The sequence below is a fragment of the Pseudomonas sp. WS 5532 genome, assembly GCF_012985445.1.
GTDB lineage: Bacteria > Pseudomonadota > Gammaproteobacteria > Pseudomonadales > Pseudomonadaceae > Aquipseudomonas > Aquipseudomonas edaphica.
The window spans coordinates 53511-67892 of the sequence record NZ_JAAQWK010000019.1 but is presented as its reverse complement, the minus strand read 5'-3'; the positions used below and the strand labels follow the sequence as shown (position 1 = coordinate 67892).

Annotated in this window: 12 protein-coding genes; 5 read left to right on the top strand and 7 right to left on the bottom strand. The window is 58.4% G+C overall.

Features of this window, described 5'->3' with window-relative positions; genetic code table 11:
* The first annotated feature begins 4 nt into the window (after positions 1–4).
* Entirely contained in the window at positions 5–586 is a 582-nt protein-coding gene (locus HBO23_RS25920; protein WP_026013697.1) for a GNAT family N-acetyltransferase, read from the top strand.
* Between the two features lie 49 nt (positions 587–635).
* Here HBO23_RS25920 and HBO23_RS25915 read toward each other — a convergent pair whose 3' ends face one another.
* Both HBO23_RS25915 and HBO23_RS25910 read right to left on the bottom strand, forming a co-directional pair.
* Positions 636–4853: a glycosyltransferase gene (locus HBO23_RS25915; RefSeq protein ID WP_170040258.1), complete on the bottom strand. Its 4218-nt coding sequence runs from the start codon at positions 4851–4853 to the stop codon at positions 636–638.
* 155 nt (positions 4854–5008) lie between these two features.
* Positions 5009–5914 (bottom strand): LysR substrate-binding domain-containing protein, encoded by a 906-nt coding sequence (locus HBO23_RS25910; RefSeq protein ID WP_099549128.1) that lies wholly within the window; start codon positions 5912–5914, stop codon positions 5009–5011.
* 153 nt (positions 5915–6067) lie between these two features.
* On the opposite strand from HBO23_RS25910, the gene gspG reads away from it, so the two are divergent.
* Together gspG and HBO23_RS25900 are read left to right on the top strand one after the other, a co-directional pair.
* Positions 6068–6514 carry a type II secretion system major pseudopilin GspG gene (gspG, locus tag HBO23_RS25905; protein WP_169987670.1) on the top strand — a complete coding sequence of 149 codons (447 nt, stop codon included), beginning with the start codon at positions 6068–6070 and terminating at the stop codon, positions 6512–6514.
* 103 nt (positions 6515–6617) lie between these two features.
* Positions 6618–6962 (top strand): hypothetical protein, encoded by a 345-nt coding sequence (locus tag HBO23_RS25900; RefSeq protein ID WP_026013696.1) that lies wholly within the window; start codon positions 6618–6620, stop codon positions 6960–6962.
* Between the two features lie 60 nt (positions 6963–7022).
* Here HBO23_RS25900 and HBO23_RS25895 read toward each other — a convergent pair whose 3' ends face one another.
* Positions 7023–7259, bottom strand: coding sequence for a hypothetical protein (locus HBO23_RS25895; protein ID WP_017136925.1), 237 nt, complete (start codon positions 7257–7259; stop codon positions 7023–7025).
* A 228-nt stretch (positions 7260–7487) separates the two neighbouring features.
* Between HBO23_RS25895 and HBO23_RS25890 the strand changes: the two genes are divergently transcribed.
* A complete protein-coding gene (locus HBO23_RS25890; RefSeq protein ID WP_170040256.1) occupies positions 7488–8045 on the top strand; it encodes an NAD(P)H-dependent oxidoreductase in 558 nt (185 codons plus the stop codon).
* A 416-nt stretch (positions 8046–8461) separates the two neighbouring features.
* Here the strand turns inward: HBO23_RS25890 and HBO23_RS25885 are convergent, their stop codons facing one another.
* Entirely contained in the window at positions 8462–9103 is a 642-nt protein-coding gene (locus tag HBO23_RS25885; RefSeq protein ID WP_169987674.1) for an NAD(P)H-dependent oxidoreductase, read from the bottom strand.
* A 93-nt stretch (positions 9104–9196) separates the two neighbouring features.
* Between HBO23_RS25885 and HBO23_RS25880 the strand changes: the two genes are divergently transcribed.
* Positions 9197–10051, top strand: coding sequence for a LysR family transcriptional regulator (locus tag HBO23_RS25880; RefSeq protein ID WP_017136922.1), 855 nt, complete (start codon positions 9197–9199; stop codon positions 10049–10051).
* 3 nt (positions 10052–10054) lie between these two features.
* On the opposite strand, the gene poxB is transcribed toward HBO23_RS25880, so the two are convergent.
* The 3 genes from poxB to HBO23_RS25865 all read right to left on the bottom strand — a co-directional run bounded on the left by poxB (position 10055) and on the right by HBO23_RS25865 (position 14078).
* Positions 10055–11779, bottom strand: coding sequence for a ubiquinone-dependent pyruvate dehydrogenase (poxB, locus tag HBO23_RS25875; RefSeq protein ID WP_170040254.1), 1725 nt, complete (start codon positions 11777–11779; stop codon positions 10055–10057).
* Between the two features lie 162 nt (positions 11780–11941).
* On the bottom strand, positions 11942–12436 hold the full coding sequence (locus HBO23_RS25870; RefSeq protein WP_017136920.1) for a DUF934 domain-containing protein: 495 nt from the start codon (positions 12434–12436) through the stop codon (positions 11942–11944).
* The gene (locus HBO23_RS25865; RefSeq protein WP_017136919.1) at positions 12420–14078 is read right to left on the bottom strand and encodes a nitrite/sulfite reductase; all 1659 of its coding nucleotides are present in this window, start codon (positions 14076–14078) and stop codon (positions 12420–12422) included. The genes HBO23_RS25870 and HBO23_RS25865 overlap by 17 nt, the downstream gene beginning before the upstream one ends.
* Between the last annotated feature and the right edge of the window lie 304 nt (positions 14079–14382).

Genomic DNA, 14382 nt, shown 5'->3' with positions numbered 1-14382 from the left:
GTTTATGCAAGCTGTAATGAACCCGAAGTATCCGGGGCTCAGCGTTCGGGTCGCCGACGAAGGCTTTGACGCCTACGTGTGGGGCAATGATTTCAGCTTTGAGGTCAGCGCCTATGGCGTACCGGAGATGGGCAAGCGCGTCGACCAATGGGCGCTGGAGCGCATTCTGCCGTACCGCAAGTGTTACGGCATCGACCCGGAAGAGTTCGCCAGTTTCCGCGATGCTCCCGACAGTGCGATTTTTATGGCGTACCTGGATGATCGCGCGGTGGGGCACATTGTGGTCAGCACCAACTGGAATGGTTTTGCCCATGTCGACGAGCTGGCGGTGGCCATGCCTGCACGGCGCCATGGTGTAGCCAAGGCATTGCTGGATGTGGCGCAGTTCTGGAGCCGCAAGAAGAACTTGCCGGGCATGATGCTCGAAACCCAGAACAATAACCTCGGCGCTTGCCGTTTGTATGAGCGCTGCGGGTATGTGATGGGTGGGATCGATCAATTGCGCTATCGCGGGATTGACCCGCAAACCCGCGAAGTGGCAATTTTCTGGTATCGGTTGTTCACGTCTGAGCGGCAGACGGCCTGAATGCCCTTGCCCCTGGCGTTCAGGCCGCGTTGAGGTGCGGCAGGCTAAGTCATGAATCGATCCACGAATGTTCGGTACCAATGGTAACCTGCAACTGGTCACGGAGTGAGCGGTAGTGCTTCTTGGCTTGCTCCAGACTCTGTTTTAGCCCATCAGGCTCACTCAGGCCTTTATTGGCGTAGTACTGGTGAATGTCGTCTTCCAGGCTGAACGGTATACCGGGCACCGCGCCATGTTTGACCTGCTGCATTTTTTCTTTGCTCATTCCATCGAATCCCGCATCGTAAATGTCCGGTCGCTTGGACCTCAGTACATCGTCAAGCAGGTTCGGGCCGACGGTCTCAAAGATCTTGCCTTCGTACTCCAGAAAATCTGAAGTGTAGGTGAACCCGCCGTTGACCTCTCTGGAAAGTTTCGGGCGGTTGGCCGCAAAATACGCTTTGTTTTCAGTGAAGCGCCGGTTCATCTCGGCGATCATTTCGGTGACCACCGGGTTATCCGGTTGCGTGGCGAAGTTACTGGTGTTGTAGAAGGGTTTGTAGTCAGTGATTTTGTGAGCGACTGGTTTGCTGAGCAGCATATCCGAGTCACCCGCGTTCAAACCGGCGGATCCCACCGCGCCTTTGATGGTGTCGTCGGTGTCGAGATAAATGCCACCATATTTATTCATCAACGGATAGCGAGCTACATCGGAAGTGGCGGCAAGGTTTTTTCCTTGGCCTCTGCGGAAGTAGGCATACAGTTCGGTGTTCTTCAAGGGTTGGAAAAAGTCTTCTTCATGCAAATTCATGACGGTGACGCCGGGCGCATCCTTTTCCAGCTTGAGTTTGATGGTCTGCAGCAACTCTGGCGTGTCGGCGTCGACGTGCACAATGGATTTGAAACCGGGCATTTTTTCGGCGTTGGTCGCGATATTCTTGATCAGCTTGTCGGGTATTTCGCCGCCGGCCCAGAAGTAGTGAATGTTGGTTGGGATGGGCCTGATATTGCTGGACTTCTGCAAGATAGCCGGTGGGGTTGCATCGATAAACCTGAAGTTGTGCTCGGGGATCTTCTGGGCATTTTTATATTCCTCCAAGGGTCCCATCTGCCACTTGTTCTTTGCGCTTCTCCAGAAGTACTCGGTGGTGACGCCGTTGGCGTTACCCGAACCGGCCATCCAGGCACCCACCTTGGTATCAAAGGTGGTGACATAGTTCATGCCTCGGTAATTGATGGTGAAGGGGTATGAGGAACCCGTGGTTATTTTTACGTCGTCTACCGGTACGACGTATGTGTTTTCATCGAGTTTCCAGGGTGACGGGGAGTTACCACCCAATAAGCGATTGGCAGTGGCGCGAGGCTCCCAGCCGGCGCTGCCCAGGTCCCGGACCACAATGTTGTCTCGGGCGGCACTGGGGTGTTGGATAACCCGCTGGCCATCCTTGATGGTGGACTGATAGAGCTTGCCGTTGACTTTTATATATTCTTTGTTGTTCGGGCCGACGTAGATATTCGCCTGCAAGCCTTTAACCTGCAGCAGGTCCGGGGAAACGATGGCCTCATATTCAAGCAGCGAGGTTCTATCAAAGACTTTGACGCTCTCACCGGCCGCCGCCGCCGCAGGCTGGAAATCTTTCAACGGTGAACCGTAGGGACGCCCCTTGGTTGCATCGAAGGCATACCATTTGCCGCCCTGGAACAACGCATCACCTTCCAGCATTTCACCAGCAACCCTGGAGGTGCCTATGGCAACCAAGCCATGCTGTGTGCTGGCGGCTTTGAGCACGTCGTAGCTGCCGCTGGCGCCCTTGAGGGTATTGAATACGCTCTTTCCCTTGGACCAGGTCCAGCGGCTGATACCTTTGAGCAAATCGCCCGCACCGCCCAACGGGTTGAGCGCGTCGATTGCGACGGTACCCAGAAACCGGGCGGTTCTTGCTGCACCCTTGAGGCCGGCCACGCCTTTGGCGAGGGCTTTACTCGCATGTGCTGCCTTGCCGGCGCCCAGAGTCACCAGACCGATCACGTCCATGCCAAGGTCAAGCAAACCCTCACCGATATTGCCCTGCGTGAAGTTAACAATCGCAGACCTGAACGGGATCATATTCAGGAAAAACTCCCCGATGGTCTTGTTGGCGGCACTGGTTTTGTCGTAAGACGTTGTTCCTCGGGCATGTTGCAGTAGCTCATCGCCCTGCAAGTCCATGCGTTTGGTGAGTATTTTGGCGATGTAGCGGGTGCGGTCTGAATCGAAGACCTGTGGTGTTACTGTGGTCGCCGGCTTTTCCTTGGCCTGCTCGGCATGTTCGTCTTCGAACGGGTTGAATCGTACGGTTCTATGCAGTGTGTTGGCGTCTCGATTATCGAGCCGGGTGTAGGGTGGCGAGTAAATGTGAGCCAGGTAATTGTGTTTGGAAATGGTCCCGGCGCGTGTATCGATGCGGTAAATATTGACCTGTCCCCCACGGGTGATTTTCACATCCAGCGTATGGCCTTTTTGGATCAGGCTTTTGGTCGAGAAATCGAGGCCGATGAGGTAGCTGTCGGTATGAAAAAACTCGAGTTTTCCATCATCGAAGTTTTCTTTATCTTCGGGTGGCACCGTCGAAATCAGGTATTGGGTCATCCCCGAGTGGCCTTTTTCCAACTCTGCTATGGCCGATGTGTAGCGTTGGGTAAAGGTGTCTGCGACGGAAAGTTCGCCGCTATCGGAAAGCGCGCAAAATTGCTTGATGGGGATGCGTTTGTCATTGGTGACCCAATGTTCGCTGTCATCATTATTGACTTTGTCGCCGTGCATGACGACATCGAGCATTGAATATGTTCCGGGGAAGCGACCGGGGCGTCCTTCGATCAGTCGGGCTTTCGTGAGGTTTTTCGCCTTGAAGACCTCATCGGATATGCCTGGAAATTTCTCCCTGAGCAGTTCCATTCCCAGGTTTTCACGCATCGGGATGGGGGTTGCGAGTGCCCGGCTGATGTCTTGCAAGGTTTGCTGCTGGGCGCTAAAGGTACTTTGCACAGTGTGCATCTGCGTGTCGTCGGGCGTCGTGCCTGCATTCAAGTAGCCTTTGACTTCACCCCAATTGTGCAACGCTTCGCGATGGATATGCTGCGAGAGCGGTGTGCCGATGTCGATGCCCTCTGCGGCGGCGAGCACTTCGCTGTAGGTCATTGTGAGTGTGCGCCCCGGCGATTCAGCTTCCAGCTTGGCGGCGGCGATCGTCAACTGTGTCCAGGGAATGCTGCCGTAGGTCACGCTCGCCGGAATGTCCTTGACCAGGTATTCAGGGGCGCAGTGGGCCAACAACATGCGGGCCGCCAGTTGAGCCGATGCCGCAGAGGCTCGGCCTGTTGCCACCAGATGACGGCTCAAACCCTCGATGACGACCGTGGCCGGTCGGTACCAATGCTGGCGTTGCCCAAGATCAAAGCCGGCAACGCGGTTACGCGCCGGAGTGCCCACGGATTGGGGATTCAGCCCCAGATGAATCGCAGCCAACAAATAGTCATTGACGCTGGTGTTCGTTGCAATGCCGCCCAACCGGGTTTGAATGGCCTGGCCCAGCGCTTGCGCCTTGGCCGATCCCAGCAGCGTTTCTACTGCGCTGCTGGTGAATTTGAAATCATTGCTGGACAACTCGCACGCGGACAACAGATAGCCCAGCACGCCTTTGGGATCAGTCAGTGGCAGTTCCGGCAGCGTTGAGTCAGGAGCGTTCAGCAGGTCGATGATAGCTTGTTTGTCTTGCGCCGAGAGCGGGATCGGCCAGGACAGCGCGCCGCTGAAGTTGCCCAGGGGCGGGGTCTGAACGTGCTTTGTCGCTAGCTGATAAAGGGCCTGCAACGCGTTCAGGGTTTTGGGCAGGGGCAAGTCGCTGCCGCTGAGGTATGTGCCCAATTTGACGATGCTGGTCGGCGCCAGATTGTGCTTTTGATAGTAGCTGGAGCCTTCACAGACCGGTATTGAGGTGCTATTCCAGTGCGACGTCAGCCTGCCTTCGAGCAGGCTTTGTTGCTCACTGGAAAGGGGGGGCGGGAAGGCGGCGTGCAGTTCTTCCAGGCTTGTGCGCAGTTTTGCCGCCAGGGTTTCCCAGTTACACCGATCGGCAAAAGCTTTTTTAAGCGCTGCCGGGTTGTCCAGGGTGCCAGGGGTTGCATCGTTGGCTGAGGCTTCAATCGAATTCGGTTGAGCGCTAGTTAACGCACCGGCGTCCTGCGGTGGGTTGAGACTGGCAGGGTTTTGAAGGGCTCGATCAGTAAGGACAGAATGGAGGGTAGTCATAGAAAACGCTTCCTTGTTTAGAGTATGTCGTCCAGTGGAAAGCACTCGGCTGTGCTTTCTGCTTCTGTGAGTGCGACGCTTCTAGAACAAGGTTCCAGCGGGAGTTTTTAGAGTTTATGTCGGTGAAAGCGCACTAGATGGTGCGCAGGGCGGGGTCAGGTGGATGCAGTAACGGTCAGCAAGGTTTCGGCCTTGTCGGCGACGATTTCCAACAGTGCATTCAACGCCGGAGCAGGTTCAGATTCCTTCAACGTCAATGCGTAAAGGACCACAGGCATCGGCGGCGATAACGGGCACGCATCCAGCCCAGCTTCCCGCGCGCCGAAGGCGGTAAACGGATCGACAATCGCCAGACCCGCTCCGGCCTCCACCATGCTGCGCATCATCTGGTAGGTCTGCACCCGTGTCTGCACCAACGGCAGTGGGCGCAGGGCTTGCAGTTTTGCGTCCAGCAGACGACTTAGCGGGTCGTGACCTTCCAGCCCGATCATTGACTGCCCGGCCAGGTCCTGCAGTGCAATGTACTTTTGCTTGGGTTTGAGCCAGCCATGGGGCGCGAGCAGTTGCAGCTTGCCTTGGGCCAGTACGGTGCTTTGGATTTGTGGGTGCTGCGGATCATGCAGGCTCAGGCCCACGTCGGCTTCGCGCAGCAGCAGGCTCCTGACGATCTCCCGGGTCGGTTGGCTCGACAGGGTGCACGGTGTGTCCTGAAAGCGCCGGCGCAGCATAGCCAGGCTTTGCGGCAACAATTGGTTAGCCAAGGGCTGCGTGCACAAGGCGCGCAAGGGCGGGGCGTGATGATGTTTGAGGCGCCCGGCCAGGCGTTGCAACGGCTCCAGCGCTTCATAGAGGTGGGCGATTTCAGCCTGCAGCTCAAGGGTTTCGCGCGTCGCTTGCAAGCGCCCGCGCACACTGGCGAACAGCATGAAGCCCAATTGCTGCTCAGCGTCCTTGAGGGTTGCGTCCACATCGCCCACGGGGAGTTGCAACCATTCGGCGGCGGTGCCGAGATGTCCGGTCTGCAAGATGGCCTGAATCACTTCGATATGACGTAAACGCATCGCCGGAGTCTATGTTCAGTGCGATGGGGTTTCAATGCCTGGGTAAAAAAGAGCACAGGCATGGGTGAGTGTTGGCTACCGTTAGTGGGTATGTCACTGTCACGGGCAGGGTATACAACGAGTGTATCAATCGAGGGAAAGGGGAGCCTCAACATGCCATCAAGTCGCTTAAGCGGAAAAATACTCACCCAGCGCGGCTTCACGCGCTGGGCGGTGCTGGTGGTGCTGGTCATTATTGGCTTGTTGGCCTTGGCGCTGGGGCCGCGCTTGTTTGGGGATGTAACGCTGACGGAAATCGCCACTGCCAAGGCGCAGGTGGCTGAGCTGGGCAAGGCTGTCGAGCAGTTCCATCAGGATACCGGCCGCTATCCTACGGATGAGGAGGGCCTGGAGGTGCTGACCGTGCAACCTGCGGCATCAGCCAATGGGAAAGGACCCTACGTCAAGGATGAGTTATTGACCGACCCTTGGGGCATTGCCTATCAGTACCACTACCCGGCGACCCAGCCCAACACCCCCTTCGACCTGTTTTCATTCGGCAAGGACCGAACCCTGGGCGGCGTCGGCGATAACAAGGATATTACCTACGGCGACCACTGAATCACCTGGCATTCCCCATCGACCTGATTAGAATGACGCATCTGATCATCAACGACCAATGCCGCTCACCCGGCACTTAAAACAACAACAGGTCTGGTCTCACATGCCTCTACCCTCGACGTTTTTCGGGGTAAGGGCCAAACAGCTGCTGGTCTTGGTGACCATTGGCTGCGTGGCTGCTTATCTCCTCAATAATCAAGACGAACGCACCCCGGAAAACCACGCCCTTGAGGCGTTTATCCGTTCCCAGGAACAGGTGAGCGAGCAGGTGGGGGCTGTGCTGGAGATTGCGCTGGTCAGGCAGGTGGTGGCGTATCCCGCTTACGGCACGCCGGGCTACAAGCGTTCGCTGTATGCCGTTGAAGGGGAGCGGGGGCGGTTGCTGGTAACGCTCAAGCAGCTGGACGGTGAGCAGGACGTGGAGGTAACGCAGATGCGCCGGCCGTGATCCCCCGGCCCAGTCAACGCCAGTAATGGCCAGGACTGAGCAGGTCGATAAGGCGGGATCTTATGACGCGAGGGTGGTTTGCGATTCGCGGACGATAATAGTCCCCGACTGGATCAATTTGAATTCATCGCCTTCCAATTTTTCTACACGGTCGCCAATGGCCAGCTTGTAGGTGGTGGTAGGCGTCGAGCCAGCCTGGCTGTCCTGCGCCGGGTTGGATTCCTGGAACTCATGCACCGAATACACGCGTCCTTCCGCGTCTCTGGCATGGAACTGTCCGACAAGTACTGCAGCCATCTGTTTAGAACCTCTGGAGATAAACACTCGATTTGCGGTTCTGTAGACCGTCATGGAGCGGGGTAGTTTACCTATGGGAAAAAAATACTATTCGTTGATGTTTTCAGACGCTTCCTACGCTGGTGAGTGCGTGGCAAACAGCTTCGGGATTATCAAAACCCGCTGGTTAACGCGTCACGAAGGCTCTATAACTAAAGGCTCCTTTAGTCAGATGTCGGGAAAACCTCAATGAGCAAGGTCTATACGATTGCCGTCCTGGTTGGCAGCCTTAGAAAAGAGTCGATCAACCGTAAGGTCGCGTTGGCATTGGCCGAACTGGCCCCTGCCAACCTCAAGTTGAACATTGTGGAAATTGGCGATTTGCCGCTCTACAACGAAGACATCGACGGTACTGCGCCGCCCGCAGCCTACAGTACTTTCCGTCAGCAAGTACGCTCATCCGACGCGGTGTTGTTTGTGACACCGGAATACAACCGCTCCGTGCCGGCCCCGTTGAAGAATGCCATTGACGTTGGGTCTCGTCCTTATGGGCAAAGTGTCTATGGGGGTAAGCCTGGGGCGATCATCAGTGTGTCGCCGGGGGCCATTGGTGGGTTTGGGGCGAACCATCATTTGCGTCAGTCGCTGGTGTTTCTGGATGTGCCGTGTATGCAGCAGCCCGAGGCGTATCTGGGTGGGGCGGGGAGCGTGTTTGATGAGGCGGGTAAGGTGTCGGAGAAGACCCGGCCGTTCTTGCAGGCGTTTATTGATGCCTATGGTAAGTGGGTTGAGAAACAGTTGGGCTGATGGCGGGGTAGGGCCGTGGTGTTTGGGTGTATATCCGTTATTTAGGTAACGGCTGCTATTGGTTCCGCTTTTACAGCGGGTCACTTTTGCAAGGACCGGAATGCCGGCCCAGTCAAAAGTAACCAAAAGGTCCTCGCCCCACCACTCGGTGCCTCGCTTGGGCTCGGCATGCCAGAACGAAGGCTTGAATCCGTGGGCCGCCGCGATGGGCCATCCTTGGCAGAGCACGGCGGCCTGAAAGCCGACCTGAGTGGTTAGATCAAAAGCGAAAGCGGATGTGCATCCACTGGAGGTCTGCTTTTCTGTGGGAGCTGGCTTGCCTGCGATGCAGACGCCTCGGAGTGTCGGGTACACCCGGTTGATGCCATCGCAGGCAAGCCAGCTCCCACCCTTGACCGAGTATGGCTCTGCAGGCCCTAACCCCCAGCCGACCCCAATCGATCAGCAAGCTTCAGCGCCATCCCCGCACTTTCAAGGCGCGACACCTGATCCACCTCCGCCCCCAAAATAGTCTTTTCCACATAAAGCGAGTGCACATCGGTCACCCCGATAAACCCCAGCCACGCCTCCATATAGGGCTTCTGAAAGTCCATCCCCTGCGCGCCAGGTGCCGAAAAATCCATCCCCCGTGCATACACATTCACCGCGATCTTGTCATGCAACAACCCCCGCACTCCATGCTCCGGGCTGAACTCAAACAGCACGTCCTTCTGTGATACCACGTCGATAAAGTGCTTGAGCTTGTAGGGAATCGCGAAATTCCACAGCGGCACCGAAAACACCAGCACATCAGCTTGATGCAGGTGAGCCGCTAGCGCTGTGAGTGTCGTCCAGGCAGCGCTTTGTTCTGCGCTTAACGGCGTACCCGCGATGCCCGCGTATTTGGCGTCCATCACCGGTCCGGCAAACTCCGGCAATTCCAGCGCCCATAAATCCAGGGTCACCACCTGGGTGTCCGGGGCGTTCTGCTGATAGCGAGCTATAAACTGACGAGCGATCTCCAGGGACGCGGAGCGTTGTTTGCGCGGCGAGCATTCGATGTGCAGGAGTGTGGTCATGGTGGCCTCGGGAAAGTTGACCTGGGCATTGCAACATAGCGAGCATTGAAATATAAATCGTATTTAAATCATCTATTGATCACAAATCAGAATATGTTCGATGCCTTGTTGCTCAAAACCTTCGTCACAGTGGTCGATGAGGGCGGTTTCAGCCGCGCCGCAGAGCGCCTGCACCTGACCCAGTCGGCCGTCAGTGGGCATTTGCGCCGCCTGGAGGAACAGGTGGGCAAACCCTTGCTCACCCGCACCACCCGGTCCCAGCAATTGACGCCCGATGGTGAACGGCTGATGGCCTATGCCCGTGGCATCCTCGCGTTGAACCGGGACGCCTGGGCCGAGCTGACGCGCTCGGCGATTAAAGGCAACCTGCGCGTAGGCGTATCGGAGGAGTTCGCGGATGCGCGCCTGTTACGTGAACTGCAAAACGTCGCGGCGCAATACCCTGGCATGCACATCAGCGTGCAAGTGGGCATTCCCGGTTCGTTGTTGAGTTTGATGAAGCAGGGTGAGCTGGAGGTGGTGGTCGGCTCGTTGTGCGAATCCAGTGAGCCAGGTTTGGCACTATGGCGTGAGCCGTTAGTGTGGGCCTGGTCCGGGCAGCCGCTCGTAGCCTTGCCGAACCCGTTGCCCCTGGCCTTGTTTCCCGAGCCTTGCCCGTATCGCGAGGCGGCGCTGACGCGTCTTGCCCAAGCGGGCATCGCCCAGCGCAGCGCCATGCAGTGCAGCAGTTACGCGGCGCTGCATGCCGCCGCAGCGGCCGGGTTTGCGATTGCACCGATGGCGCAGAGCCAGGTCGGGCCGGGCTTGGCGATACTCGGCGCCGAACACGGCTTGCCCGCGTTGCCCGATGCCGAGTTCCGCCTGTTCAGCGCCCCGGAGGCGGACCCGCGCCTGGTCGAGGTCGTCACCCAGGTGGTGGTCCGCTACGGCGCTGTTCGCTGGCACTGAGGCTCAGCGCAACCAGTTGGTGCGCGCCAGTTCGATCACTTCATCGCCACGCCCGCTCATCACCGCCTTGAGCATATACAGGCTGAACCCCTTGGCCTGTTCCAGCTTGATGGTCGGCGGCATCACCAGTTCCTGGGTAGCGGTAACCACGTCCACCAGCACCGGGCCGTCATGGGCCAGGGCGCGGCGCAAGGCCGGTTCCAGGTCTTCGGACTGCTCCACGCGAATGCCGAGGATGCCCATGGCGTTGGACATGGCGGCAAAGTCCGGGTTTTTCAGCTCGGTGCCGGTGTCCAGGTAACCGGCGGCTTTCATCTCCATGGCGACAAACCCGAGTGACGAGTTATCAAACACAATGACCTTCACCGGCAATTTCAACTGCGCCAGCGAGATGAAGTCGCCCATCAACATGGCAAAGCCACCGTCGCCGGACATCGAGATCACCTGCCGTTCAGGAAATGCTGCCTGTGCACCAATGGCTTGTGGCATGGCATTGGCCATCGAGCCGTGGTTGAACGAGCCGATCAGGCGGCGTTTGCCGTTCATCTTCAAATACCGCGCAGCCCAGACGGTGGGCGAGCCGACGTCGGCGGTGAAGATCGCATCGTCGTCGGCCAGCTCGCTGAGCAAGCGCGCCACGTACTGCGGGTGAATCGGCCGGTCGGCCTTCGATGGCTGCGCCAGGTCATCCAGGCCTTGGCGGGCTTTTTCATAGTGCTTGAGCGAGGTGTCGAGGAAGCTGCGGTCGGCCTTGCGCGTCAGGCGTGGCAACAGCGCGTCAATTGTCTCGCCAACATCGGCGGCGATGCCCAGGTCCAGGGTGGCGCGACGGCCCAGCGCCTGCGGGTTGCGGTCGACCTGGATGATCCTGGCGTCGGTCGGGTAGAACTGGCGATAGGGGAAGTCGGTGCCGAGCATGATCAGCGTGTCGCAGTTGAGCATTGCGTGGTAACCGGAGCTGAAGCCGATCAGGCCGGTCATGCCCACATCAAACGGGTTGTCCCACTCCACATGCTCCTTGCCGCGCAAGGCGTGCACCACTGGCGCGCCCAAAGCATCGGCCAGGGCTACCACCTGGTCGTGAGCGCCGGCGCAGCCGCTGCCGCACAGCAGGGTGACTTTCTCGCTGCTGTGCAGGATCTCGCTGAGGCGCTGCAGGTCTTGTTCCGCCGGCAAAGTGCGCGGTGCGTGCAGGGCCGGCCAGGGCTTGAGTTTGTCTTCGACTTCCAGCAGCGAGATATCGCCTGGGATCACCACCACCGCCACGCCGCGGTTGAGGATCGCTGAACGCATGGCGCGGTGCAGCACTTGGGGCATCTGCGCAGGGTTGGTGACCAGCTCGATAAAGTGGCTGCACTCTTTGAACAGTTCCTGCGGGTGGGTTTCCTGAAAGTAGTTCAAGCCGATCTCGGAGGAGGGGATTTGCGCCGCGATAGCCAGCACCGGCACATGGTTGCGATGGCAGTCGAACAGGCCATTGATCAAGTGCAGGTTGCCCGGCCCGCAGCTGCCGGCGCATACCGTCAGCTCGCCAGTGGCGGCTGCTTCGGCGCCGGCGGCGAAGGCGGCCACTTCTTCGTGGCGCACGTGCATCCACTCGATGCTGTCCATGGTGCGCAGGGCGTCGGTGAGGCCATTGAGGCTGTCGCCGGTCAGGCCCCAGATGCGCTTGATGCCCGCCTGTTCAAGGGTGGTCGCCAACTGCTGGGCCAGGTTGATTTTCGCCATGAAGAACTCCAATCGTCAGTGAGGTTAAAGGCTGCTGATTAGTAGAGGACAGTTCGAACACCGCGGATGTTCACCCTTGAATGTGAAGATTGCGTCACGGGGCCGACTAAACGCCGCGCATAAAAAAACCCTGGCAAGCCAGGGTTTTTCACAGCAGCAGGCTCAGCGGCGACGGAACAGCGGCAACGGTTCATCCGTGGCAGCCTGGTACGTGACCGAGAAGTCCTTGAGGCTTTCCAGCGCTTCATACGGGTCTTTGTCGGCGCGCAGGGCGAAGGCATCGAACCCGCAACGGCGCAGGTAGAACAGCTGGTCGCGCAGCACATCGCCAATCGCACGCAGTTCGCCCTTGTAACCATAACGGTCACGCAGCAGGCGCGCGTTGGAATAGTTGCGCCCGTCGGTGAAGGCCGGGAAGTTCAGGGCGATCACCTGGAAGTGCTGCACGTCGTCGCCGATCTCTTCGGCTTCCTCGTCGGCGTCCAGCCACACACCCAGGCCGCCGTCGCGGGCCTTGAGGGCGTGCCCGTGTTCACGCCACAGGGCCAGCGGCACGATCAGGTCGTCACAGTTGGAGATGCCGTCGAAGCTCGCGTCCTTGGGCAGCAGGTGCCAGGTTTCGTCGAGGACTTCGTTGTTCTTAATGATTCGCTGCATAGACGCGCTCCTTGAACAGGTCGATGCCGATGCGCTGGTAGGTGTCGATGAAACGCTCATCTTCGGTGCGCTGTTCGATGTACACGTCGATCAGCTTGCCGATCACCTCAGGCATGGCTTCCTGGGCGAAGGACGGGCCGAGGATCTTGCCCAGGCTCGCATCGCGGCTGGCGCTGCCACCCAGGGACACTTGGTAGAATTCTTCGCCTTTCTTGTCCACGCCCAGGATGCCGATGTGGCCGACGTGGTGGTGACCACAGGCGTTCATGCAACCGGAGATGTTCAGGTCCAGCTCGCCGATGTCGAACAGGTAGTCCAGGTCGTCGAAACGGCGCTGGATCGATTCGGCAATCGGGATCGACTTGGCGTTGGCCAGGGAGCAGAAGTCGCCACCCGGGCAGCAGATGATGTCGGTCAGCAGGCCGATGTTCGGCGTGGCAAAACCGCCTTCGCGCAGTTCGCCCCACAGGGTGAACAGTTGGCTCTGCTCGACGTCCGCGAGGATGATGTTCTGCTCGTGGGAAGTGCGCAGTTGGCCGAAGCTGTAGCGTTCGGCCAGATCGGCGACGGCGTCCAGCTGTTTGTCGGTGATATCGCCCGGGGCAACACCGGTTGGCTTGAGCGACAGGGTCACGGCCACATAGCCCGGCTTTTTGTGCGCCAGGGTGTTGCGCGTGCGCCAGCGGGCGAAACCTGGGTGTTGCTGGTCGAGGGCAGCCAGTTCGGCGTCCTGATTGCTCAGGGCTTTGTACTCAGGGTCGACGAAGTGCTTGGCTACACGGTGTACTTCGGCTTCGGTCAGGGTGGTCTGGCCGCCGCGCAGGTGTTCCATCTCGGCGTCGACCTTCTGGGCAAATACCTCAGGGGTCAGCGCTTTGACCAGGATCTTGATCCGGGCCTTGTACTTGTTGTCACGACGGCCATAGCGGTTGTAGACCCGCAGGATGGCGTCGAGGTAACTCAACAGGTCCTGCCACGGCAGGAACTCATTGATGAACGCACCGACTACTGGTGTACGGCCCAGGCCGCCACCGACCAGCACACGGAAACCCAACTCGCCGGCGGCGTTGTGCACGGGCTCAAGGCCAATATCATGCACTTCGATCGCTGCGCGGTCCGAGGTCGAGCCATTGATGGCGATCTTGAACTTGCGCGGCAGGTAGGCGAATTCCGGGTGGAAGGTGGTCCACTGGCGCACGATTTCGCACCACGGGCGTGGGTCGATCAGCTCGTCAGCGGCAACGCCGGCAAATTGGTCGGTGGTCACGTTGCGCAGGCAGTTACCACTGGTCTGAATGGCGTGCATCTGCACGGTGGCCAGCTCAGCCAGGATGTCCGGCACGTCTTCCAGTGCCGGCCAGTTGAACTGTACGTTCTGGCGGGTACTGATGTGGGCGTAGCCTTTGTCGAAGTCGCGGGCAATCTTGGCCATCATGCGCGTCTGGCGCGAAGTCAGTTGGCCATAAGGCACGGCAACCCGCAGCATCGGCGCAAAGCGCTGAACATAAAGGCCATTTTGCAGGCGCAGAGGGCGGAACTCTTCTTCGCTCAGTTCACCTGCTAGGTAGCGTCGGGTCTGATCACGGAACTGCTTGACGCGGTCCTCGATGATGCGCTGATCGTATTCGTCGTATACGTACATATAGGTCCTGTTCTCGGCAAATCTGCGCGCACGGCCGCGCACTCCCAACGGAGCCGGCGCACGATACCAGTTTGCGTTTATGCGCAAAAGTGATGTTTGAGTATATGTAAATAACCAAATTGACTAATGAGAACCGTTATCGCGATACCCACATTTGTCATGCGGGCAATCATGATCTTTACTGTCGTCGAGTCTTAGTGCAATCACCTATAAAACCGACAAGAGGCGATGCGATGAGCAATTCAACCAAAGCACGTAAACCTGACAGTACCGTTGATGCCTGGGCCATTCTGTTTCTGATAAT